Here is a 20,606-nt window from a genome sequence, read left to right on the forward strand (position 1 = left end):
TAACTTGTCGATGCCGACAGTAGGTGCTATGTTACATGGCAAGCATCATTTCAACATCCCCGGAATAAGGAGTTTTAGTTATATGAGTGATGGTGAACAGCGTATTGCTGGTTTTCGCTTGAAAGAACAGATCGACATGCAGGAGTATAATGGCCGTGGCAGCTGGTGGGTACATGAGACCACAGGCTGTGAGGTTTTCCATCTGCATTGCGATGATCCTGAGAATCTGTTTGCCTTCGGTTTTCCTACAGTGCCTGCTGATTCCAGCGGGGTTGCCCATATTCTGGAACATACAGTGCTCTGCGGATCACGGAATTATCCGCTCAAGGATCCCTTTCTCAGAATGCTGCAGAGCAGTGTATATACCTTTCTGAATGCATTTACCTTCCCGGACAAGACCGTGTATCCGGCAGCCAGTACAGTTGAAAAGGATCTCTTTAACCTCATGAAGGTCTATGGCGATGCTGTTTTTTTTCCTTTGCTTGATCCGGCTATGTTCCGACAGGAAGGGCATCGTCTCGTGTTTGATGATGAAGGCAAGCTTGGAATCTCCGGGGTCGTCTACAACGAGATGCTTGGTGCTTTTTCCAGCCAGGACTCAGTAGAGATGCGCTGCTGTCTGAATGGTCTGTTTCCTGATACTGCCTATGGGCATGAATCGGGAGGCGATCCGGATGCGATTCCATCGCTTACATACGAGGATTTTACAGCCTTTCACAGAACACATTATCATCCGCGTAATGCGCGTATTTTTATATATGGAAATATCCCTACAGAGCGTTATCTCAAAGTATTGCAGGATGAATTTCTCTGTCATTTTCAGGCAGGTTCATTGCCGAATAGAATAGGAGATCAGCCCAGGTGGAATGAGCCGAGGCGTATGACGGTGCCGGTTGCTGGAGATGCAGATCCTCTGACAGGATCATCCGTCACACTGAACTGGCTGCTGTTTCCTTCTACCCACAGCAGGGATGTTCTGTCCTTTGAGATTCTTTCCGAGCTGCTTCTGGGAACACCGGGTTCTCCATTGCAGAAAAAGCTGCTGGAATCAGGGCTTGGAGAGGATTTAAGCAGTACCTCCGGATACGAATCAGAGATTTATGAAACCATGTTTTCCGTTGGTCTACGGGGCACCTCTCCGCAGAAGACCGCGGAGATTGAAGATTTCATTATGCAGGCTTTAAGTGAAATAGCAGACCAGGGTTTTGATCCTGATCTGGTAGAGGGGACCCTGCGGCGTTTCGAATTCAGATCCAGAGAGCTTGGTGCAGGCGGCAATGTTGGATTATATCTTGGACGGAGAGCCTTCCAGGGATGGATGCATGGGCAGTCCCCGCATGAGAGCCTGGCCTTTCTCCCGCTCTTTACACAGATCCGCAGTGAGATTGCTGTTAACCCGGAGTATTTTTCCGAACTGATCCGGAGCAATCTGCTGGAAAATCAGCACAGACTCACGGTCAGCGTGGTTCCTGATCCGGAAAAGGAAATAGCGGATGCGGAGCTCCGGCAGAAAAGAATCGATGAGATCGATGCTGGACTCAGTGAAGCTGACAGAGAGAGAATCAGAAAGGAAGAAGCCGACCTCAGGGCTTTCCAGGAGGCTCCTGACTCACCTGAAGCGGAAGAATCCTTGCCCAGGCTTGACCTGGCTGACGTCCCGCGTGATATCCGCAGAATTCCCCAGGAAGTTATTGAGCTCAAGGATGGAGTTCTGTGTTATGCCACCGCCCTGTCCAGCCGCGGGATTGTGTATCTGAACATTGCAATCGATGTCAGCGATCTTTCGGGTGAAGCAGAGCTTCTGCTACCCTTTTTCTCCGGTGTTCTGACCGGATTGGGCATACCGGGGATCCCCTACGATCAGATGAGTCACAGGATCGGGCTGGTTTTTGGCGGAATAAGTACCGATGTTGAGGTCGCAGATCATGCCGAACTGCAGGAACCCCGGGTAATGCTCTGGATGCGGACAAAATTCCTGGCTCAGTATGCTGACGAAGCCATGCAGCTCATGGATGAAATCCTGTGCAAGGCAGATTTTTCTGATACCTCGCGCCTGCGGGAGATGCTGCTTGAACAGCGGAACGATTACCGTAGTTCCATAATCCAGAGCGGTTCCAGTTATGCCGCCCTGCGAGCTGAAGCAGGCCTGTCCCGGCTTGAACTGAAAGAGGAGCGCCTGAAAGGGATTACACAGTACCTGTATCTTGATGCACTTTCGGCTGAGCCTATCGAGAAGGTCAGAACTGCTCTTGAATCCCTGAGGGACAGTGTTATTCAGCGCTGCAGGACAGAAGTCCAGATCAGCTGTGATTCAGACCAGCTGAATGAAATGACGGACCGCATTTCGCACAGATTTTCTGATCTGTGGTCACGTGAGTATAAGTCAGCAGGGCAGATATCGGCAGCAGCAAATTTTGTTGAGCCGCCGCTGCCTGCAGCTGGAAAACCGGAATCCCTGCTTACGAGTACCTCGGTGAATTACATAGCGCTGGCAATGCCTGGTTCTCTGATCTTTCAGCCCGGGTATGCTGCTCAGAGTCTCATTTCTCACCTGCTCAGTACCAGCTATCTGTGGGAGCGCTGCAGGATGCAGGGCGGAGCCTACGGAGCTTCTGCTGCCCTGAACGGCCTGAGTGGAATTTTCCGCTTTGCAACCTACCGGGACCCTCAAACCTCCGGCAGTATTCAGGTGTTTCTCGATGCGTTTCAGGCCATGCTGCAGTCCCTGCCGGATCCCGATCTGCTGGAGTCTGCAGTTATCGCTTTGGTCGGCAAGGAGCTCAAGCCCCTGAGTCCCGGGGCGCAGGGTTTGATTGCATACAGGCGGCGAAAGCTGGGCATAACTGATGACGTGCGTCAGGAGAACCGGGATCGGCTTCTGTCAATGACGGTATCCCAGATCAGTGAGCAGCTCGAGGATCTGCATGATGCTCTTTCCTCCGGCGTTCTGAGTATGATCAGTTCCCGGAGTCTGCTGGATAAAGCTCTGGCATCCCTGCCGGAAGGCAGTAGTTCTGCCCCGGAGGAGATGCTAAGACTGGCCGCGGCAAACAGTATCAATATCAAGACCTGATATCTATATTGATATCTATATCTCGCCGCCGCCGGATGTCAGCAGCTCCCGCATCCGCTCCTCTCCATTGGTTATGTTCGAGAGGATGTGGATGCTGAGCTGCTGCCACGGGCTGTACTGTGAATGAAAGCCGACTCCTGCGTCACCGCCGACAATGGAGTACACCCTTCCGTTTCCACGGCTTTCCAGATATACACCGCAGCCATAACCGGAGCTTTCATTGAAATCAACATGCTGTTTCAGGAAGTATTCGGTCAGTTCGGCAGGCAGAATGCGGAATGAGGTAAAGGCGGCCCAGAATTTATCGAGATCTCCTGCCGTTGTGTACATGCCTCCGTCACCCCCTCCACGAACAGGAAGCTTGAAAAAATTGGTAATGTTCCGCTTGTCGAGATAGCCCAGGGCCGTGTTATGCGGCAGTTCGTTAAAGGCAAAAAAACCTGAGTTCTGCATGTCTGCCGGCTTCAGGATCTCCCTGGTAATGAAGTCGCGGTATAATTCACCGCTGATTATCTCGATTATGCAAGCGAGTAATACATAGCCGCCGTTCGAATAGGCATAGCGCTCACCCGGTATGAACTTGGGTTCATGCCCTTCGAATAAGGGCAGATAGTCCAGGGCAGTCTGCAGCTTGTACCAGGGAATAGAAACCTCGAAGCTGTCGTAATCTTCAATGAGCTCCTCGTCCAGATAATCATACATTCCTGATGTGTGGGTTAGTAGTTCCAGTACAGTCGCTTCCGGATGGATGAAGCCTTTGAAACGTGGATCGATGGCGGATGCCCTGCTGTTCAGGTCAAGTTTTCCCAGTGCTGAAAGACGCCCGATACCGAGAGCTGTGAACAGCTTGGTTCCTGAAGCAATGCCAAAACGCGTTTCAGCCGTATTCGGCAGCAGCTCAGCTCTGTTTCGATAGCCGAAGCCTGCGCTGTACTGTGCTCCATCCCTGCGATTTACCGATACAACTCCGCTGAAGTCCGTAGCTTTTGCAAACTCTTCTATTTTTTCAATCAGTTTTTCCATTCCAATGCCTCCTGCTTTTGATTATATGATTCTGCATGTGCTCAAGCTTTTAGATTTCCGTAACGACTGGTCCCGAAATACAGCCCGCAGAGAATTACGAGGGCTGTTCCGGTCAGGCGGGTGCTGAAAATAGCAAGCATTATTGCAATCTGGTAACTGACAGCGGTGAGGGGAGATGATCCTCCCAGGAGCTGGCCGGTCATCATGCCTGGAAGGGAGACAAGGCCGATCGTTGCGGTGGTTGCAATCTGCGGCGACATGGAGCGGTGCAGGGCTGAACGCAGAAAAGGCAGGGCCGCACGCACCCGGTGCTGCCCGAGGGCCCTGCGGAAATCGTAGAGCTCTACCCGGTTGTGCATGCCCTGAAAGAACTCCTGCAAACCTATGATCATGCTGCTCATGGTGTTTCCGAGCAGCATGCCTCCAATGGGAATTATCCCCTGTGCATTCCAGACATCCGGTCCGGCAGCAACAAGGAAAAGGAAGAGATGTATTCCTGCACAGAGTGCGACCGCTGCAGCTACAGGTATGGCAAGGTTCCGCAGCTTGAGCTTGCTTGCTCTGAGTATGGCCGCGGTTGCCGCTAGTATCATAAAGCTGAACCATAGCATGGCAGGCAGCAGTCCCCGCAGCTCGAAAAGCCATTCCAGAATAAAGCCAATGGCCGTCAGTTGCAGAATCATTCGGGTATGCGAACTGATTATGTCCCTGGCCAGGCCGAGTTTGAGCAGTCTGGACATGATGGCACCACTGATTATGAGCAGGCTGAGGGCTGCCAGGGCTATGGGATGAATACTCTGCACACTCATAACGCTGCCTTCCTGCATGGAACCTGGATTTCTGTGCAGTTAATTTCCCTGATAAAATCCAGGTCGTGTGAACTGTACAGGCAGGCTGTTTCATGTTCCTGCAGAAGCTTGATCAGGGCTGTGCGCGATTTCCTGTCGAGGCCGGAGCTGGGTTCATCCAGTACGAGGAATTGAGGCCTGCGTGTCAGTACAATTGCCAGACCGATTCGTTGGCGTTCGCCGCCCGAGAGACGCTCCGCTGGATGACCAAGTAATTCAGCAGAAATTCCCAGTCGGGGTAACAGATCAGTGGTCAATCGGTGTTGCAGTTCTTCGGTCAGCAGGTCCTGGATTATCTGTTTTAATGTTCCGGTTCCCAGGTCTGGGCGCTGAGGGAGATATCCGGAAACACTGTGTAGATGTTTCAATGTTGCGGGATGAATATTCTCCTCATTAAGGTGTATATTACCAGTGAAGCTTTCGGAAAAACCGAGTGCAGCCCGCAGCAGGCTGCTTTTACCACAGCCTGATGGACCGCTCAGACAAAGTGATTCATGCTGGCTTATGGTGAAGGTCAAAGGCATGTGCAGAGGGCCTTTACCGAAATCGATACAGACTTCGGAGAACTGCAGGCTATTGAATTGAAAGCTCATAAAACAGAGTATAGTATAGATTGAGAAGAACAAGGAGGTCTGTCATGCAGGAATGGACAGAAAAATTCCAGGTAGCTGGTAATCGGGTTGTGAGTAAAGTACGGCAGCTGGTGAAGGAAGGAAATGTACGCAAGATCATAATCCGGAAGCCAAACGGTGAAGTTCTGAAAGAGCTGACCCTGACTGCCGGTGTAGCCATCGGAGGGGTTGCAGCATTTCTGCTGCCATGGCTTGCGGCATTAGGCGCGCTGTTGGCAATGGGTATGGATTATACCATTGAGGTTGTCCGAAGTGAACAAAAGGGTGATTCGGAAGACGGTTTTAACGGTACTGTTGAAGATTCTGATGATGACTTCGATGGGCGCAAAGTCTGAGATTCAGCCCGGTATTTCGAATCTGATATTAATCTGATATTCCAGGAAAAAAAAGAGGCTGGCCGATTAGCAGCATGTAGCTGCTGACCGGTCAGCCTCTTTTCCTGTAATGTTTCAGCAGCCCTCATTCAGGCTGCTATGCAGTTCCCTACTTCTGTCGGGCTTTCATGCGCGGATTGGTTTTACAGATTACGTAAACCTTACCGTGACGTCTGATTACCTGGCAGTCTTTATGCCGTTTTTTGGCAGATTTCAATGAACGTACGATTTTCATGTATTCACTCCTCGTCGGTTTATGGGCTTATGTATGGCTTGACTATAGTGACCGCGATAATACACAATTCATGGAACAGAGTCAATGCCGCTTTATCGGTGTTCAGAGTGGAGGAATGAAATGATTGCTCATATTGTAATGTGGAGATTATCAGACGCTTGTGATGACCGGGATGCTGCCTTGAGTAAAATGGCAGAAGCTCTACGTAGTCTACCGGAATCGATTCCCGAGATTCGGGCTTTCGAAGTAGGATTCCCGAATTTGAGTCCCGGCCCGGCTGGATTTGATATATCCCTGTACAGCCGTTTTGACTCAATGGAAGCCCTGGAAGTCTACCGTGTGCACCCTGAGCATCAGAAAGTTGCAGAATTGATCCAATCTCTGACATCTGAGCGTGCGGTTGTCGATTACGAGGCTTGACAACGCTATATGCTGGAAGTAGGTTACTAGATATGCCACGACCACGAGGAAAAAGACGCGGACGCCGTGGAGGCCGAAAGCGACTTGAACAAAGAATCAACCCTGAATTCGTTACCATGCCGGAACCTGTTCCTGAAAGGGAATATGGTGAGTGCCCGATCTCTCATCAGCCGATAGATGATATCTATGCTGCAATCGATGATCCCGATACAGGGAAACCAGCTCGATTTGAAGCGGTGCTGGAAAAGATCGCCAGGCGGGAGCAGATAAGCGAGAATGAACGGGTCATCTATATGGGCAGCGGAACCTTTGCTGTGGTTGAGGATTCACCCAAGGGCGGTTTTCCGACTGTCAAACGTAGAGTTACATTTGAGGATGGGCACAACCGTGTTGATTGGCGCAAGGAACTCAGTCCTGGAATCAGTAAGGATTATCCCCCTCAACCTGAACCGGTCAGTGAACTGTATACGTCTGAGGATATGCGGGAATGGGAGTATCATGCACCCACCATACATGCACATCACCATGGGAACGGGCATGAGGGGCGGCATTAGACTGCGGCTCTCAACCTGAAAGCATAATAAAAGGATACGGTATGTCCAGCAAAACTCTGGTAATTGTCGAGTCGCCGACCAAGGCGAAAACCATCAGGAAGTTCCTGCCTAAGGACTTTATTGTTGAGGCTAGCATCGGACATGTCCGGGATCTGCCTCAGACAGCAGCAGATGTCCCCAAGGCAGTCAAACAGGAGCCATGGTCGCGTCTGGGTATCGATGTCGATAATGACTTCGCCCCTTTGTATGTAGTTCCCAAGGAAAAAAAGAAAATCATCCGTGACCTCAAAACCAAAATGAAAGGCGTGGATCGTGTGCTGCTGGCCACTGATGAAGACCGCGAAGGTGAGAGTATCAGCTGGCATCTTGTGCAGCTTCTTTCTCCGAAGGTTCCGGTGCAGCGGATGGTCTTTCATGAAATTACCAAATCTGCGATTACCAGGGCACTTGAAGAAGGCCGTGATATAGATATGAATCTGGTGAATGCCCAGGAAACACGCCGCATTCTTGACCGCCTGTATGGATACACCATCAGCCCGCTTATCTGGAAAAAGGTCGCGTATGGACTTTCTGCTGGAAGGGTACAGAGTCCTGGTTTACGACTGATTGTTGAGCGTGAACGAGAGCGGATGAAATTCCGACGAAGTGAGTACTGGGATCTCAAGGCAATGCTCAGTCCGAAGAGCAGCCCCGATCAGGCATTTAATGCCCGGCTCGAACAGCTTGATGAGCGGCGTCTTGCTGGCGGAAAGGATTTTGATGCCAGCACAGGAGAGCTCCTGAGCGGCAAGGATGTTCTTGTTCTGGATGGCGAAGCAGCGGACAAACTGCGGGATACCCTGGAAAAGGAAGCCTGGATCGTCAGCGCCCTGCAGGAAAAGCAGAGTACAAGCCGCCCCAGTCAGCCTTTTATTACATCCACCCTTCAGCAGGAGGGTAACCGGAAGCTCGGGCTCTCTGCCCGTGAGACCATGCGTACTGCCCAGAGACTCTATGAACAGGGTTTTATTACATACATGCGTACCGATTCCCCGACTCTCAGCAGCGAAGCCATTTCTGCTGCACGCGCGAGTGTAGTGCGTCTGTACGGAGATGAATATCTCTCACCGGAGCCAAGACAGTATAAAGCCAAAAACCGGGGAGCACAGGAAGCACATGAAGCTATCCGACCCGCCGGGACAGAGTTTCAGCATCCGGATGAAACCGGACTTATCGGAAAGGAAAAAGCCCTCTACGGTATGATCTGGAGCAGAACCATGGCAACCCAGATGGCCGACGCCCAGAAAGCATCCGTTACAGCCAAAATAACCGTGGGGCCAGCGCGATTTACTGCAACCGGTACCAGGATAGTATTCCCCGGTTTTATACGGGCCTACGTTGAAGGCAAGGACGATCCTGATGCTGCGCTGGATGACAAGGAAACCTATCTGCCCGAACTCAAGGAAGGTCAGGAGCTGCAGCCTCAGCAGATTGAGAGCGTGTATCACGAGACCAAGCCTCCTGCACGCTATACTGAAGCATCTCTGGTTCAGGGACTGGAAAAAGCCGGTATCGGAAGACCTTCCACCTATGCTTCTATTATCAATACACTCTATGAAAGAAAATATATCCGGCGTCAGGGAACCAGTCTGGTCCCCACCTTCACCGGCTTTGCGGTTGTTCAGCTTCTCGAGAAGCATTTTCGCTACCTGATTGAATATGGATTTACCTCCGATATGGAGAACGCTCTTGATGATATTGCCGCCGGTAACCGGAAGCGGCTTGAATATCTGCATGAATTTTATCTAGGTGATTCCGGTCTCAAGCATCAGGTTGAGGTCAGGGAAGGTAATATCCAGCCAGAGGAAAGCCGGACCGTCAGTCTTCCGCATCTGAAAGATGTTACGGATATCAAGGTTGGTAAATTCGGTCCGTATATTGTTCTGCATGAAGACGGGCAGGAGATTCATTCTTCTGTGCCGGAGGACAAAGCTCCTGCAGACCTTACCGCAGATGATATTCGTGAGCTGGTAGAACTGCAGAAGAACGGACCCGTTCCTGTTGGTGCGCATCCGGAAACAGGTGAGAATATCTATTGCCTCATGGGCCGTTATGGACCATATGTGCAGCTTGGCGAAAAGACTGATGAGAATCCCAAGCCCAAACGCTCAAGTCTTCCTGCCGATATGGATCCCAAGAATGTAGAACTCGCAGCTGCGGTAGAGCTGCTGGCTCTCCCTCGTGATCTGGGAGATCATCCTGAAACCGGGAAGCCGGTAAGAGCCAATAACGGGCGCTTCGGTCCCTACGTGGTTCACGATGGTGACTTTCGCTCACTTGGCAAGGATTATGATCTATTTACAGTTACCCTTGAGGATGCCCTGCATATCTTTTCACAGCCAAAGAAAGGCCGCGGAGGATCTGTTCAGATCAAGGATTTCGGTAAGCATCCCAAGACCAAGAAGAATATATCTGTTTACAGTGGAAAATACGGTCCCTTCATAAAATACGGCAGCAAAAATGTTGGACTGCCCGAAGAATTCAAGGAATCGGAATCTGCGGTAGATAAGCTTACACTGGAAAAGGCAGTTGAACTGGTGGATGCTGCAACAGGTGGAAAGAAGTAGGGAAATTGCTTGAAGCCCGGTAGAAATTCTGTTTTTTTTTAACTGATTTACACCTCTCGATGAACTCTCCTGCTGTATTACCTGGTAAAGGCCAAAAGGCAAGGAGGAGCTATGAACAGTTTGAATTCCATTTTACTGGAGGGCAATCTCACCCGTGATCCGGTGCTCAAGGAAACCCCGAGTGGTACCCCGATCTGTGAGTTTTCACTGGCGTCCAATCGATTTTACAGAATCGATGATGAGCTGCAGAAGGAAGTCTCTTTTTTTGATATTGAGGCATGGGCAAAAAATGCCGAGCGCTGCCGGGGTGTACTGGAAAAAGGTAGAGGCGTTCGCGTAGTCGGCAGGTTGAAGCAGAACCGCTGGATTGCAGCTGATGGCGGAAATCGGTCCAGGGTGATAATTGTTGCTGAACATGTGGAGTTCAAGCCGCAATTCAACCGGAACCAGGACTCAGGAGAAGCTGCAGATCCGGAGGAAAATGAAGAAATGACCCTCGCTATGGAGGAGGCCAGTGAAGTCGAGCGGGAGGTAGCCCTGGTCTGATTTTTTTCTGCGCCATTAAAATTTGTGTGGATCATTGTATTGACTGCCGACTCTGTAATAGGTATTATACAGCCATGAATAAGAATTCAGCAGTTATACAAATATATTTTTCAGCGAGCTGGTGGCCTTCCTTGTGAAGGCTTGCCCTCGTTTGCACGAGCCTTCACAGTTATCGCTGTGAAAGCCCGTGCGGAAATTAGCCGCGCTTTCCAGCGCGGCTTTTTTTTGCTGTGCTGGGAACGCGGATGCATCTGAAACCTTAGGAGGAGGAAATAGATATGCAAAAGCGTCAGGATGGCATAATCAAGATTGTGCCGGGCGAACGATTCACCCCGTATGGACTGGCTAAAAAGCTGTCAGCACGTGCGATGCTGGAATCATCATCGTACCAGAGAGGGCGGGAGCGTTACAGTGTGCTGATGATTGACGAAGCTTTTCGTCTGGAACAGCACGGCAGCAATGTGTTGCTTCGCTCGGAAAAAGGTGTCTCCAAAATCAAGAGCAAGTCACGGGATATTCTCGGGCTGCTGCAGTATTTTGCTGATCAGCATACACCGCTGCATCAGGATTTTCCGTATCCGGCCGGTGGAATCGGCTACCTGAGTTATGAGTTCGCACGACTCTGCGACAGTGTTCAATTCAGAAAAAAAGATGATCCTCTTGAACTTCCGGATGCCTGCTTTCTGTTCGGGCATGTCTTTGTAATCTTCGATCACTACACTGATCTGCTCTACATAATCGGATTGAATTATCGGGAACACGAAATTGATCTTGAGGCGGCTGTTTCAGCTGTGGAGCAGCAGATTAATGATCTCAACTTCACCTACCTGCAGCAGGACGAACAGTCATATCCGGCGGAAATAATTAATCCCGGAGCAGATCGTGAGGATTATCTCGAAGGTGTCCGCAGTATCCGTCAGGAGATCATTCGTGGAAATCTCCTGCAGGGCGTGCTTTCACGCCGTGTCGAGGTGAAGACAGAAATGGATGCCAGAGAGGCGTATCGTCGTTTGCGGACCAGTAATCCTTCTCCCTATCTTTTTTATCTCGATTTTGGCTCATACCAGCTTTTCGGTTCCAGCCCGGAGATGCACATAAAGGTCAAGGATGGAGAAGTGACTATCAGGCCGATTGCCGGAACCCGTCGACGGGGAAAAAGTGAAGAGGAAGACCGGGCACTCGAGTTGGAGCTTTTATCCGACCAGAAAGAGCGGGCAGAGCACCTTATGCTTATTGATCTTGCGCGTAATGACATTGGCAGGGTCTGTGAAGCCGGTGCTGTCGAGGTTGTCGAGAATATGGAAATCGAGAGATTTTCACGCGTTATGCACATTGTCTCGAGAGTAAAGGGCAAGCTGCTTCCGGGTAAAAACGGGGTGCATGCTGTGAGGGCAACATTTCCTGCAGGGACGGTCAGTGGAGCGCCGAAGATCAGTGCCATGGAAATTGTAGACAGAATAGAGCCGCTTCCCAGGAAATTCTATGCAGGTCTTGTGGGATATATGGAACCCGATGGCAATATGGATACCTGTATTACTATCCGCAGTGCCTTGTGCAAGGATGGGCGTTTTTATCTGCAGGCCGGGGCAGGCGTAGTGTATGATTCTGTTCCGGAACGCGAATATGAAGAGACCGAAGAGAAACTGTCAGCTCTTATGAGAGCTTTGGGATTGGAGGCAGAAAAATGATTTTATTACTGGATAATTATGATTCATTCACCCATAACCTGTATCAGTATCTGCAGGAAATAAGTGACGAGGAAGTCCGGGTAATCCGCAATGATGCAGTGAGTCTGGCTGATATTGAGAGCATGAACCCGAGTCGTATTATTATTTCTCCTGGTCCCGGTAGACCAGAGGATGCCGGGCTTTCGGTGGCGGTGATCAAGTTTTTTGCCGGGAAGCTGCCGATTTTAGGCGTTTGTCTCGGGCATCAGGCGATAGGATACGCCTACGGCGGCGATATCGTGCAGGCCAAACGAATTGTCCATGGTAAAGCCGAGCAGATGTTGCTGGATGGACGAGGTTTGTTCAGATCTATCAACAGCCCTGCAGTTTTCACCCGCTATCATTCACTGGTAATCAAGCCTGATTCAGTACCGGATTGTCTGGAGGTTACGGCATGGAGCAGTGATGGTGAGATTATGGGAGTGCGGCATCGCGAATTCGAGATCGAAGGTGTGCAGTTTCATCCGGAATCAATTGCCAGCGAAAACGGGAAGCAGCTGCTGCGGCATTTCCTGAATTACCGCCGTGAGCCCTTTGAACCGCAGATCTACCTTAACAAGATTGTCTCCGGTGAGGATCTGAGCATGGACGAGGCCTCTACATTCATGGAGGAACTGACAGAAGGCAACCTTGGGGATGCGCAGATTGCAGCCTTTCTAGCAGCAATACAGACCAAGGGCGCCGCACCGGAAGAGATTGCCGGCTGCGCACGGGTGCTGCAGGCGAAGCGTCGGGTTCTCAAGACCAGCGGACCGGCTATTGATACCTGCGGAACCGGGGGTGACGGAAAGGGAACCTTCAATATCAGCAGCCTGGCTGCGGTTACGGCTGCAGCTGCAGGAGCCAGGGTTGCCAAGCACGGAAACCGTGCTGTGAGCAGCCGTAGTGGAAGCTCCGAGTTCTATCAGGCACTGGGAATGAAGATTGACCTGCAGCCGGAACAGACCGAGCAGGTGCTGGAACAGAATGGTTTTGCCTTTCTGTTTGCACCAGTTTACCATAGTGCTATGCGCTATGCAGCGCCGGCCCGCAAACAGATGGCGATCAAGACAATCATGAATCTGGTTGGCCCCCTGGTAAATCCTGCCGGGACAGAATACCAGGTTATTGGTGTCTACAGTGAGTCGCTCATGGAGACGATGGCCAGGGCTGCTCAGCTACTCGGTGTGCGCCGGGGTGCTATTGTGTTTGGCCATGACGGCCAGGATGAGCTATCGGTATCTGCACCAAGCTCGGTGCTGCGCTTTGAGGCAGACGGCAGTATGGAAAAAAGCATTGTTAATCCTGCTGATTTCGGCATGCCGGAATACCGGATTGAAGACATAATCGGAGGTAGCGCTGAAGACAATGCAGATATTGCACGCAGTGTGCTTTCCGGAAATGGACCTATGGCGGTTACTGACTCGGTTTCTCTGAATGCAGGTGCTGCTCTCTGGATTTTCGGTCTTGCGTCGGATCTGAAGGAAGGATACCGGATGGCCCGCGCCGCTATTGATGACGGGAGAGCGGCCAGGAAGCTTGCGGACACAGTTGACTCGACCAGGACCTTGGCTGATGAGATGACTGGTGGTGCAGCATGAGCGGAGAATCAGACGTTCTGCATAAAATAGTCGATTCCAGACGGGCTCGAATCAGCAGGACCGGACATGCCCAGGGCGAGTTCGTCCCGGATGCAAGAGATGTGCCGCTGGTTACATTCGGACGTGATCCATTTGTAATCTGTGAGATAAAGAGAAAGAGCCCGAGCAGGGGAGATATTGGACCAGGTGCCGACCCGGTCATGCAGGCTGCAAAGTACGTGAGCCGGGGAATTCAGTCGGTATCCGTGCTGACAGAGCCGGAATACTTCGGGGGTTCTCTAGAGGATCTCAGAAGGGTAAAGCAGCAGTATCCTCAACTATCGGTACTTCGTAAGGATTTCCTGCTGGATGAAGAGGATATCGAAATTTCCTACAGGGCAGGCGCTGATGCAGTCCTTTTGATAGCATCAGTACTTGAACCCGCTCAACTGGAACGTATGCATACGCGCGCGCTTGAACTCGGTATGCAGGCTCTGGTTGAACTGCATACCGTCGAGGAGCTTGAAGCAGTACGCCCGATTGCACCTCCCCTGGTAGGAGTCAACAGCAGGGATCTTAAAACATTCAGGATGGATCCACTGGTACCCCTGAGACTGCGGGAACTTGCCGGGAATGACAGCAACTGGTCTCCCCGCTGGGTTTTCGAGTCAGGTGTTTTTGAGGAAGAGCATGCAGCCCTCGCGGCAAGCAGCGCTTTTGACGCAGTGCTGGTTGGAGAGGCCGTAATGCGCTCTCCTGACAGGATTACAGGCATAGTGAGAGGACTGTCATATACGGGACGGCATGATTTCTGGCCACGGATCGCCAGGAGAATATCGGAGAACGCAAGCGACGGGAACCGTGACTGCGGGAACTGTGACTATCGTCCCCTGATCAAGATATGCGGACTGACCTGGCAGGAAGATGCACGCTTTGCGGATCAGCAGGGTGCAGATCTGCTGGGATTTGTCTTTGCGGACAGCCCGCGCCGGGCGGAAGCCTCCATGTTGAGGTCGCTGGGTAAAACCCGGGCACTCAAGGTCGGAGTGGTAGTATGCGGAGGTGACAAACAGTTCCCGGCAGAGGTTCAGCAGCTGCTGCAGGAAGGCATACTCGATGCCGTCCAGTTCAGCGGAGATGAGCTTCCCGCTGATTGTTTTCCAATGGCTTTTCCGTATTACAAGGCAATCCGTCCTGCCTCCGTTGCAGATTGTGCGGAAGCAGATAACTATCATTGTCCTAGAGTGCTCGTTGACGCAAGATCCCCGGACGGGGCATATGGCGGCAGCGGCCACCGCATACCAGCAGATATTGTTGAAAGTGTGAAAGGACCGCTCTGGCTGGCTGGAGGGCTGAATCCGGAGAATGTCAGACAGGCAGTAAGGGATTTCAGACCTGAGCTTGTAGATGTAGCAAGCGGCCTGGAATCGCATCCCGGAAAGAAGGATCCCCGTAAGATCCGGGCATTTATTGAGGAGGTACAGCGTGGAGCTGCAGAAAATATTCGGTGAGTTTGGTGGTAGTTATGTAGCAGAGGTCCTTCGCCCTGCTTTGATCGAACTCGAGCAATCCTTTACGGACTGCTATAACAGTCAGGATTTCCAGAATGAATACCAGCGTCTGTTGACTGACTATGTCGGGCGGCCTACGCCCCTGCTTTATGCGGAGAATACCAGTCGTGAACTCGGTGGTGCGCAGATATACATTAAACTGGAAGGGCTTGCAAACACCGGGGCCCACAAAATCAACAATGCCCTGGGGCAGGCTCTCGTAGCCAAGCATATGGGAAAGACCCGGATTATCGCTGAGACCGGGGCCGGTCAGCACGGGCTGGCTACTGCAGCGGTCTGTGCCAAGCTAGGTCTCGATTGTACAATCTATATGGGTGAGGTGGACATTGCACGGCAGCGGCCCAACGTATACTGCATGGAGCTCTATGGTGCCAAAGTTGTTCCTGTAAAATCCGGTAGCAGAACCTTGAAGGATGCCGTGAACGAGGCTCTGAGAGACTGGGCAGGAAGCTTCTCGGATACTCATTATCTGCTTGGTTCGGCGCTCGGTCCCGCACCATTCCCGGATATTGTACGCGAATTTCAGTCGGTCATCGGCAAGGAAATCAAGGAACAGACAAGCAGTCGGAATATCAAACCGGATGTACTGGTAGCCTGTGTCGGAGGCGGATCCAACGCAATCGGTATGTTTGCTCCCTTTCTTGAAGACAGTACTGTCCGACTGATTGGTGTGGAGGCCGGCGGTACCGGACCTTCAATCGGTGAAAATGCGGCCCGCATGCATGGTACTGGAAGTGTAGGCATAGTACAGGGTTACAAGAGTCTGTTTCTGCTGGATGAGGATGGACAGGTGCAGCATACCCATTCCATTTCAGCGGGTCTGGATTATGCAGGTATTGGACCTCAGCTTGCCCATCTGGGAAAAAGCGGCAGGATAGAGTTCTGTCAGGCTAGTGATCAGGAAGCACTGGATGCGCTGCAGCTGCTGGCGAGAAATGAAGGAGTAATTTTTGCTCTCGAATCAGCCCATGGTGCAGCGGCGGCATTGAAAATGGCTCCTGATCTTCCTTCTGACAGCACGCTGATTATCAACATGAGCGGCCGTGGTGACAAGGATTTATTTATTACAGCCCGTGAACTCGACCCTGTACGCTGGAGAGAGTATCTGCTCAGTGAGGCGGATGGAGCTGCGAAGGCAATACAGGCAGCAAAGGGGACGTCAGCAGGAGAGGAGGATCTCAATGCGTGAAAATACAGAAAATGGCGGAAGACCACAGGTTATGGCTCATATGATTCCCTGCTATCCGGATCGACTGACAGCCCGGGCTGCGGTGGATGGACTTGTCCGGGGAGGAGCAACTCATCTTGAGATACAGTTCCCGTTTTCTGATCCCACTGCGGATGGTCCGGTTATACAGGCTGCCTGTTCACAGGCACTGGAACAGGGCTTCAGGGTTAATGAGGGCTTCGCTTTTGTCCGGGACGTGACCGCGGCCTATGATTTGCCGGTTTTTATTATGTCCTATGCTTCCCTCGTATATACGCGCGGTGTGGAACGTTTTATCCAGGATGCCAAAAATGCAGGGGCTGCAGGACTGATTGTGCCGGATCTGCCTGTAGATGCAGATGAAGGGCTGTACCGGATTGCAGCAGCCGAAGGCCTTGATGTCTGGCCGGTGGTTGTTCCAAACACACCAGCCGAAAGAATCAGCTTGATACGAAATGTGCATCCCCGGGGTGTCTATGCTGCACTGCGTTCCGGTATAACCGGAAGCAAAACTGAAATAGGTAATGAAAATCTTGGATTCCTCGATACGCTCGGTACACTGAAAGCCCCGATTTTCGCGGGATTCGGTATTCGGGAGCGGGCCCAGGTCGAGGCCCTTTCAAGGCATGTTCAGGGGGTGGTGATCGGTTCAGCCTTTGTTGAGATTATCGGACAGAGCAGTCCTGATACTGTGGCTGACAGACTTGCAGAGTTCCTGGCGGACCTGCTTTCGTTCTAATCTGCTGCCGCAATAGATTGCCTGCAGGCCTTGCTTCTTATTTACTCCAGAAGCAGGTCCTGCAGTGTTCTGACTTCTTTGTCGCTGATCCCCAATGCTTCAGCTCTATACGCATCAAAACTGCCCCAGATTCTGTCGATTTCATCGAATGCAGCTTCAATCCAGTTAGCTCTTACTGACATTAAATGCCGTATAATATCCGCTGTCTGTTTACCGCGCCAGATGCGCAGTACAGTTAGCTGCCAATCGCTCAGAGGAGGGTGATCGAAGCTGACCAGATAATCACGGATAATACCATCCATTCCGGCCCCAAGAACACGAAGCAGGATAGCACTTGAAAATCCCGTTCTGTCCTTGCCTCCGGTACAATGCCAGAGTACCGGTTTTGCCTTGGCTGAAAGGAGAATCCGGAAAAATCCAGCGAACTGATCTGACCAGTCGCTCACAAATTCCCGGTTTGTATTCTCCATGATTTTATCTACATCGAAGTCTTCAAAATCCTTGTTCCATACTCTTGAGGCAACTTCCGACAGAAGTGTTGAATTAGCCTGATCCAGTATCGGCAGGCAGTGTACCGCAAGATTTCCGGAGGCCGGGAGCCGGCTGCGGTATTTGCCACGCTCCTCGGAAGAGCGGAGGTCTACGATTATATCTATGCCGAGCTCTGAGAGTTTTCTGATATCTGCCTTACTGGCCCGGTGGAGGCTTCCGCAGCGGTACAGCATCCCCTTGCGAATTTTTCTGCCGTCCTGGACTTCAAGTCCCCCAATATCCCGGAAATTACGTATTTTTTTCATGCCTGATTCAGCCTTTTGCCCGATAACACATATTGAACTCTCACTCTAACCGGAAAAAGTGCCCTATGCCAATGGTTTGTGAGTAGTTACAGCAATTCAAGATGTGCGCCTTTACATGAACGGTTATTTCGTAAAAGATCAAAAATCTCTATGTCCCGTGTGAGTATCTACGCCAACATGGCAGATCTGCCATGTTGGCGTAGGTGCTTCCAAATCGATTAGAGATTTTTGACATACAAACACATTGTATTGAGCTATATGCTGGCGCACATCTTGAATTGCTGGAGTAGTTAGAAAAAAGCACTCGGATGAGGAAACTGCAAAATTGCGTGCAATTTCCTCATCGCATCAGTAGCGAATTCTCAAGTTCTTTTCCTTGACCTCCTTCTGAAGCAGTGTTACTATGTTTTCACGTGAAAACAATTCCTGAGATTCTGCAGATTTTTTTGCATGAGTGCTCTCAGGGGTATCGGGGGATATGTGAAATATTATTTTTTATTAATTTCTGCTTGTCTGGCTGTAGTTTTGCTTGCCTTGTCAGCCTGTGTGACAGAACATCAAGGAACATCTGATTCGGATCCGGTGCATACCTTAAGCAATGCCGCTGAAGCTGAATACCTGGCCAGTAAAGGATTGTTTGAACGGCCGGAAATGCATCAGTGGACAGATATTCAGGCCCAGCTGCCAAGCGGCTATACACAGGAAGATCTACGTGATTTTACCAGAGAAACCTTTCATGTCTTCAGGGAGAAATATTTCGCTGATGTTCCGGGGGTAAGTCCCCGGCAATCTTATCTGGACTGGCTTGCTGGAGACCGGGATGATCCATCCGTGACCTGGGTCGATAAGACTTCCGTGACCGTGTCCGAGGCTCATGGATATGGAATGCTGGCCATTGTGCTTGCTGCAGATCTGGATCCGGAATATGCCTGGCAGGGTCAGCTGGATTTTGATGCATTTGTGCGCTACAAAAATGCCTATCCCAGTCCTCTGGATTCACGCTTGATGTGCTGGAGGCAGTTCGGGGAAGGATTGAATCCGGACGGAAGTGGAACCATTACCCGGATAATCAACGACCCTGTCGGCTCGAATGCCACGGATGGAGACATGGATATAGCATATGCCTTGTTGCTCGCTCATGATTTATGGGGCAGTGATGGAGGGATCAATTACCAGCGTGAAGCCCGGAAGGTCATTGACGGAATCAGATCGGTTAATATCCACCGTGAGACTGGTATGCTTCATCTTGGAGACTGGGCCTTTATGGACACTGGAGATTATCATCGGACGACTCGTGGTTCTGACTTCATGCTTGGACATTTCAGGGCCTTTGCTAATGCAGATACCCGACATGCGGATTACTGGGAACGTTCACTGAATTACAAGGTTGCCATTATCAAACAGGTTATTGAGGATTGGAGCGAGGGTACAGGTTTGCTGCCTGACTTTATGCTCAGAACAGAGGATGGAAGTTATGAGCCATCTGACGGGAGGGTTCTGGAAACTGAATATGACGGTGATTATAACTGGAATAACTGTCGGGTCCCCTGGCGCTTCGCTGCTGACTACCTGTCATATGGTGATCCAGTGATTCTGGACGAAATCGAAATGCTTAATGAATGGATCAAGCAGGCTGCGGGCGGTGATGCCTCCAGAATTAATGCCGGGTACTACATCCGAGGTGGAGAGGCCGGTTCCCCGATAGAGGGGCGAAGCACAGGTCAAAGTGATTTTGCGGCTCCTTTTATGTTAAGTGCTGCTGTCAGTGACCAGCATCAGGATTGGCTGGATTCCTCCTATACGCATAACATTGATAATCTGAGTCGCTACTATGGAGATTCAATCCGTCTGCACTCATTGTTTGTTCTGTCGGGTGTGTGGCGTCTGCCGAACCCCTGAGGCACTACGCGTTCATGCTGGTTTAATTCAAGAAAAAGCACCCGTTGGGTGTTGGATATACATTATGGAGGAGGTGCGGATATATGAAAACCGTACTTGTGCTGCTCATTTTGAGCATGACTTTTTTTTCCTGTGCTACTGCCGGGGACGCTGCGGTAGCGACTGCTCCGCTTGAAGCTGATGTCGTTGAGGCTGCTGTCATCCCGGCATGGGCTGATCTGGATACTAGCACCGGAAATCTACTGGAAACCCTGCCTGAGGACAGATGGTATGGTGTTGCCTGTGATTATGGATCTGAGGTTGAGTGGTCAGGTCCTGCGGATGGGGTTCTGGAGGTTGATTTCTTTCTGGCTGCGTTACCGGGACCGAACCAGTGGCCATGGGTCGAGGTCGTTTCCATGATTGATCAAGCACTGGATGGAACTCAGGGGATCAAAATTACCTATGAGCATGATAATCCCTTTATCCTGAAGTTTTCCCAGACGGATTTCGGACCAGATGGTGACAATTCCTATGCACACTATCAGTTTACACTTCCTGAAACCAAAAATGGTCCTGAAACTGTATACGTCAGTGTAGAGGATTTCGAGCAGCCCGGTTGGGCCACCCCGGCTTCAGAAGCAATACCTCTCAAGCTCGAAAATGTAAATGCGGTATATCTGGTGCCGGGTAACAACTACGGTGAAGGCAGTTTCTTTCGGCTGACTCATCTGGAGTTGTTTGGTATATCGATGAATTAATTCAGGCGCTATATTTTTTTAGCAAATGTTTTTACGTAAAAACAAAATATTAAGGA

General features: G+C 50.9%; 18 protein-coding genes. 13 read left to right on the top strand and 5 right to left on the bottom strand.

What is annotated here, in order from left to right; translation table 11 throughout:
• Positions 1-82: 82 nt before the first annotated feature.
• On the top strand, positions 83-3,073 hold the full coding sequence (locus tag ACYQ2L_RS01495) for an insulinase family protein (RefSeq protein WP_460050295.1): 2,991 nt from the start codon (positions 83-85) through the stop codon (positions 3,071-3,073).
• A gap of 15 nt (positions 3,074-3,088) precedes the next feature.
• Here ACYQ2L_RS01495 and ACYQ2L_RS01500 read toward each other — a convergent pair whose 3' ends face one another.
• The 3 genes from ACYQ2L_RS01500 to ACYQ2L_RS01510 are packed head-to-tail and all read right to left on the bottom strand — an operon-like array spanning position 3,089 to position 5,537.
• Positions 3,089-4,096, bottom strand: coding sequence for a serine hydrolase domain-containing protein (locus tag ACYQ2L_RS01500; protein WP_460050297.1), 1,008 nt, complete (start codon positions 4,094-4,096; stop codon positions 3,089-3,091).
• Positions 4,097-4,137: 41 nt separating this feature from the next.
• Entirely contained in the window at positions 4,138-4,905 is a 768-nt protein-coding gene (locus ACYQ2L_RS01505) for an ABC transporter permease (RefSeq protein WP_460050299.1), read from the bottom strand.
• A complete protein-coding gene (locus ACYQ2L_RS01510; protein WP_460050301.1) occupies positions 4,902-5,537 on the bottom strand; it encodes an ABC transporter ATP-binding protein in 636 nt (211 codons plus the stop codon). Before ACYQ2L_RS01510 ends, ACYQ2L_RS01505 begins: the two co-directional genes overlap by 4 nt.
• A gap of 44 nt (positions 5,538-5,581) precedes the next feature.
• Here ACYQ2L_RS01510 and ACYQ2L_RS01515 point away from each other — a divergent pair, with 44 nt between their 5' ends.
• The gene (locus ACYQ2L_RS01515; protein WP_460050303.1) at positions 5,582-5,911 is read left to right on the top strand and encodes a DUF4342 domain-containing protein; all 330 of its coding nucleotides are present in this window, start codon (positions 5,582-5,584) and stop codon (positions 5,909-5,911) included.
• Between the two features lie 148 nt (positions 5,912-6,059).
• On the opposite strand, the gene ykgO is transcribed toward ACYQ2L_RS01515, so the two are convergent.
• A complete protein-coding gene (ykgO, locus tag ACYQ2L_RS01520) occupies positions 6,060-6,185 on the bottom strand; it encodes a type B 50S ribosomal protein L36 (protein WP_460050305.1) in 126 nt (41 codons plus the stop codon).
• 120 nt (positions 6,186-6,305) lie between these two features.
• Between ykgO and ACYQ2L_RS01525 the strand changes: the two genes are divergently transcribed.
• The 9 genes from ACYQ2L_RS01525 (at position 6,306) to trpA (ending at position 17,114) form a co-directional block, all read left to right on the top strand.
• Positions 6,306-6,605: a Dabb family protein gene (locus ACYQ2L_RS01525; protein WP_460050307.1), complete on the top strand. Its 300-nt coding sequence runs from the start codon at positions 6,306-6,308 to the stop codon at positions 6,603-6,605.
• 32 nt (positions 6,606-6,637) lie between these two features.
• Positions 6,638-7,159: a hypothetical protein gene (locus ACYQ2L_RS01530; protein ID WP_460050309.1), complete on the top strand. Its 522-nt coding sequence runs from the start codon at positions 6,638-6,640 to the stop codon at positions 7,157-7,159.
• 41 nt (positions 7,160-7,200) lie between these two features.
• Complete coding sequence (topA, locus tag ACYQ2L_RS01535) at positions 7,201-9,765, top strand: type I DNA topoisomerase (protein ID WP_460050311.1); 2,565 nt, start codon at positions 7,201-7,203, stop codon at positions 9,763-9,765.
• Between the two features lie 111 nt (positions 9,766-9,876).
• Positions 9,877-10,311, top strand: coding sequence for a single-stranded DNA-binding protein (locus ACYQ2L_RS01540; protein ID WP_460050313.1), 435 nt, complete (start codon positions 9,877-9,879; stop codon positions 10,309-10,311).
• Positions 10,312-10,589: 278 nt separating this feature from the next.
• The gene (trpE, locus tag ACYQ2L_RS01545; protein ID WP_460050315.1) at positions 10,590-11,999 is read left to right on the top strand and encodes an anthranilate synthase component I; all 1,410 of its coding nucleotides are present in this window, start codon (positions 10,590-10,592) and stop codon (positions 11,997-11,999) included.
• Entirely contained in the window at positions 11,996-13,618 is a 1,623-nt protein-coding gene (locus ACYQ2L_RS01550) for a bifunctional anthranilate synthase component II/anthranilate phosphoribosyltransferase (RefSeq protein ID WP_460050317.1), read from the top strand. The genes trpE and ACYQ2L_RS01550 overlap by 4 nt, the downstream gene beginning before the upstream one ends.
• Complete coding sequence (gene trpF / locus ACYQ2L_RS01555; protein WP_460050318.1) at positions 13,615-15,108, top strand: bifunctional indole-3-glycerol phosphate synthase/phosphoribosylanthranilate isomerase; 1,494 nt, start codon at positions 13,615-13,617, stop codon at positions 15,106-15,108. Before ACYQ2L_RS01550 ends, trpF begins: the two co-directional genes overlap by 4 nt.
• Positions 15,083-16,357: a tryptophan synthase subunit beta gene (gene trpB / locus ACYQ2L_RS01560; protein ID WP_460050320.1), complete on the top strand. Its 1,275-nt coding sequence runs from the start codon at positions 15,083-15,085 to the stop codon at positions 16,355-16,357. Before trpF ends, trpB begins: the two co-directional genes overlap by 26 nt.
• A complete protein-coding gene (gene trpA, locus ACYQ2L_RS01565) occupies positions 16,350-17,114 on the top strand; it encodes a tryptophan synthase subunit alpha (protein WP_460050322.1) in 765 nt (254 codons plus the stop codon). Before trpB ends, trpA begins: the two co-directional genes overlap by 8 nt.
• Before the next feature lie 41 nt (positions 17,115-17,155).
• Here the strand turns inward: trpA and ACYQ2L_RS01570 are convergent, their stop codons facing one another.
• Positions 17,156-17,911 (bottom strand): tyrosine-protein phosphatase, encoded by a 756-nt coding sequence (locus ACYQ2L_RS01570; protein ID WP_460050324.1) that lies wholly within the window; start codon positions 17,909-17,911, stop codon positions 17,156-17,158.
• 480 nt (positions 17,912-18,391) lie between these two features.
• Here ACYQ2L_RS01570 and ACYQ2L_RS01575 point away from each other — a divergent pair, with 480 nt between their 5' ends.
• Both ACYQ2L_RS01575 and ACYQ2L_RS01580 read left to right on the top strand, forming a co-directional pair.
• Positions 18,392-19,810, top strand: a complete 1,419-nt coding sequence (locus ACYQ2L_RS01575) for a glycosyl hydrolase family 8 (RefSeq protein ID WP_460050326.1) — start codon at positions 18,392-18,394, stop codon at positions 19,808-19,810.
• An 83-nt stretch (positions 19,811-19,893) separates the two neighbouring features.
• The gene (locus tag ACYQ2L_RS01580) at positions 19,894-20,550 is read left to right on the top strand and encodes a hypothetical protein (protein WP_460050328.1); all 657 of its coding nucleotides are present in this window, start codon (positions 19,894-19,896) and stop codon (positions 20,548-20,550) included.
• The last annotated feature ends 56 nt before the right edge of the window (positions 20,551-20,606 follow it).

Source organism: Spirochaeta dissipatitropha (genome assembly GCF_054657935.1).

Excerpts from the sequence above, each read along its gene's own strand:
- trpE (WP_460050315.1), top strand. The coding sequence starts at position 10,590 with ATGCAAAAGCGTCAGGATGGCATAATCAAGATTGTGCCGGGCGAACGA.
- ACYQ2L_RS01580 (WP_460050328.1), top strand. The coding sequence starts at position 19,894 with ATGAAAACCGTACTTGTGCTGCTCATTTTGAGCATGACTTTTTTTTCC.
- ykgO (WP_460050305.1), bottom strand. The coding sequence starts at position 6,185 with ATGAAAATCGTACGTTCATTGAAATCTGCCAAAAAACGGCATAAAGAC.
- ACYQ2L_RS01510 (WP_460050301.1), bottom strand. The coding sequence starts at position 5,537 with ATGAGCTTTCAATTCAATAGCCTGCAGTTCTCCGAAGTCTGTATCGAT.
- ACYQ2L_RS01550 (WP_460050317.1), top strand. The coding sequence starts at position 11,996 with ATGATTTTATTACTGGATAATTATGATTCATTCACCCATAACCTGTAT.
- ACYQ2L_RS01500 (WP_460050297.1), bottom strand. The coding sequence starts at position 4,096 with ATGGAAAAACTGATTGAAAAAATAGAAGAGTTTGCAAAAGCTACGGAC.
- ACYQ2L_RS01505 (WP_460050299.1), bottom strand. The coding sequence starts at position 4,905 with ATGAGTGTGCAGAGTATTCATCCCATAGCCCTGGCAGCCCTCAGCCTG.
- ACYQ2L_RS01540 (WP_460050313.1), top strand. The coding sequence starts at position 9,877 with ATGAACAGTTTGAATTCCATTTTACTGGAGGGCAATCTCACCCGTGAT.
- ACYQ2L_RS01495 (WP_460050295.1), top strand. The coding sequence starts at position 83 with ATGAGTGATGGTGAACAGCGTATTGCTGGTTTTCGCTTGAAAGAACAG.
- trpF (WP_460050318.1), top strand. The coding sequence starts at position 13,615 with ATGAGCGGAGAATCAGACGTTCTGCATAAAATAGTCGATTCCAGACGG.
- ACYQ2L_RS01515 (WP_460050303.1), top strand. The coding sequence starts at position 5,582 with ATGCAGGAATGGACAGAAAAATTCCAGGTAGCTGGTAATCGGGTTGTG.
- ACYQ2L_RS01525 (WP_460050307.1), top strand. The coding sequence starts at position 6,306 with ATGATTGCTCATATTGTAATGTGGAGATTATCAGACGCTTGTGATGAC.
- ACYQ2L_RS01570 (WP_460050324.1), bottom strand. The coding sequence starts at position 17,911 with ATGAAAAAAATACGTAATTTCCGGGATATTGGGGGACTTGAAGTCCAG.
- topA (WP_460050311.1), top strand. The coding sequence starts at position 7,201 with ATGTCCAGCAAAACTCTGGTAATTGTCGAGTCGCCGACCAAGGCGAAA.
- trpA (WP_460050322.1), top strand. The coding sequence starts at position 16,350 with ATGCGTGAAAATACAGAAAATGGCGGAAGACCACAGGTTATGGCTCAT.
- ACYQ2L_RS01530 (WP_460050309.1), top strand. The coding sequence starts at position 6,638 with ATGCCACGACCACGAGGAAAAAGACGCGGACGCCGTGGAGGCCGAAAG.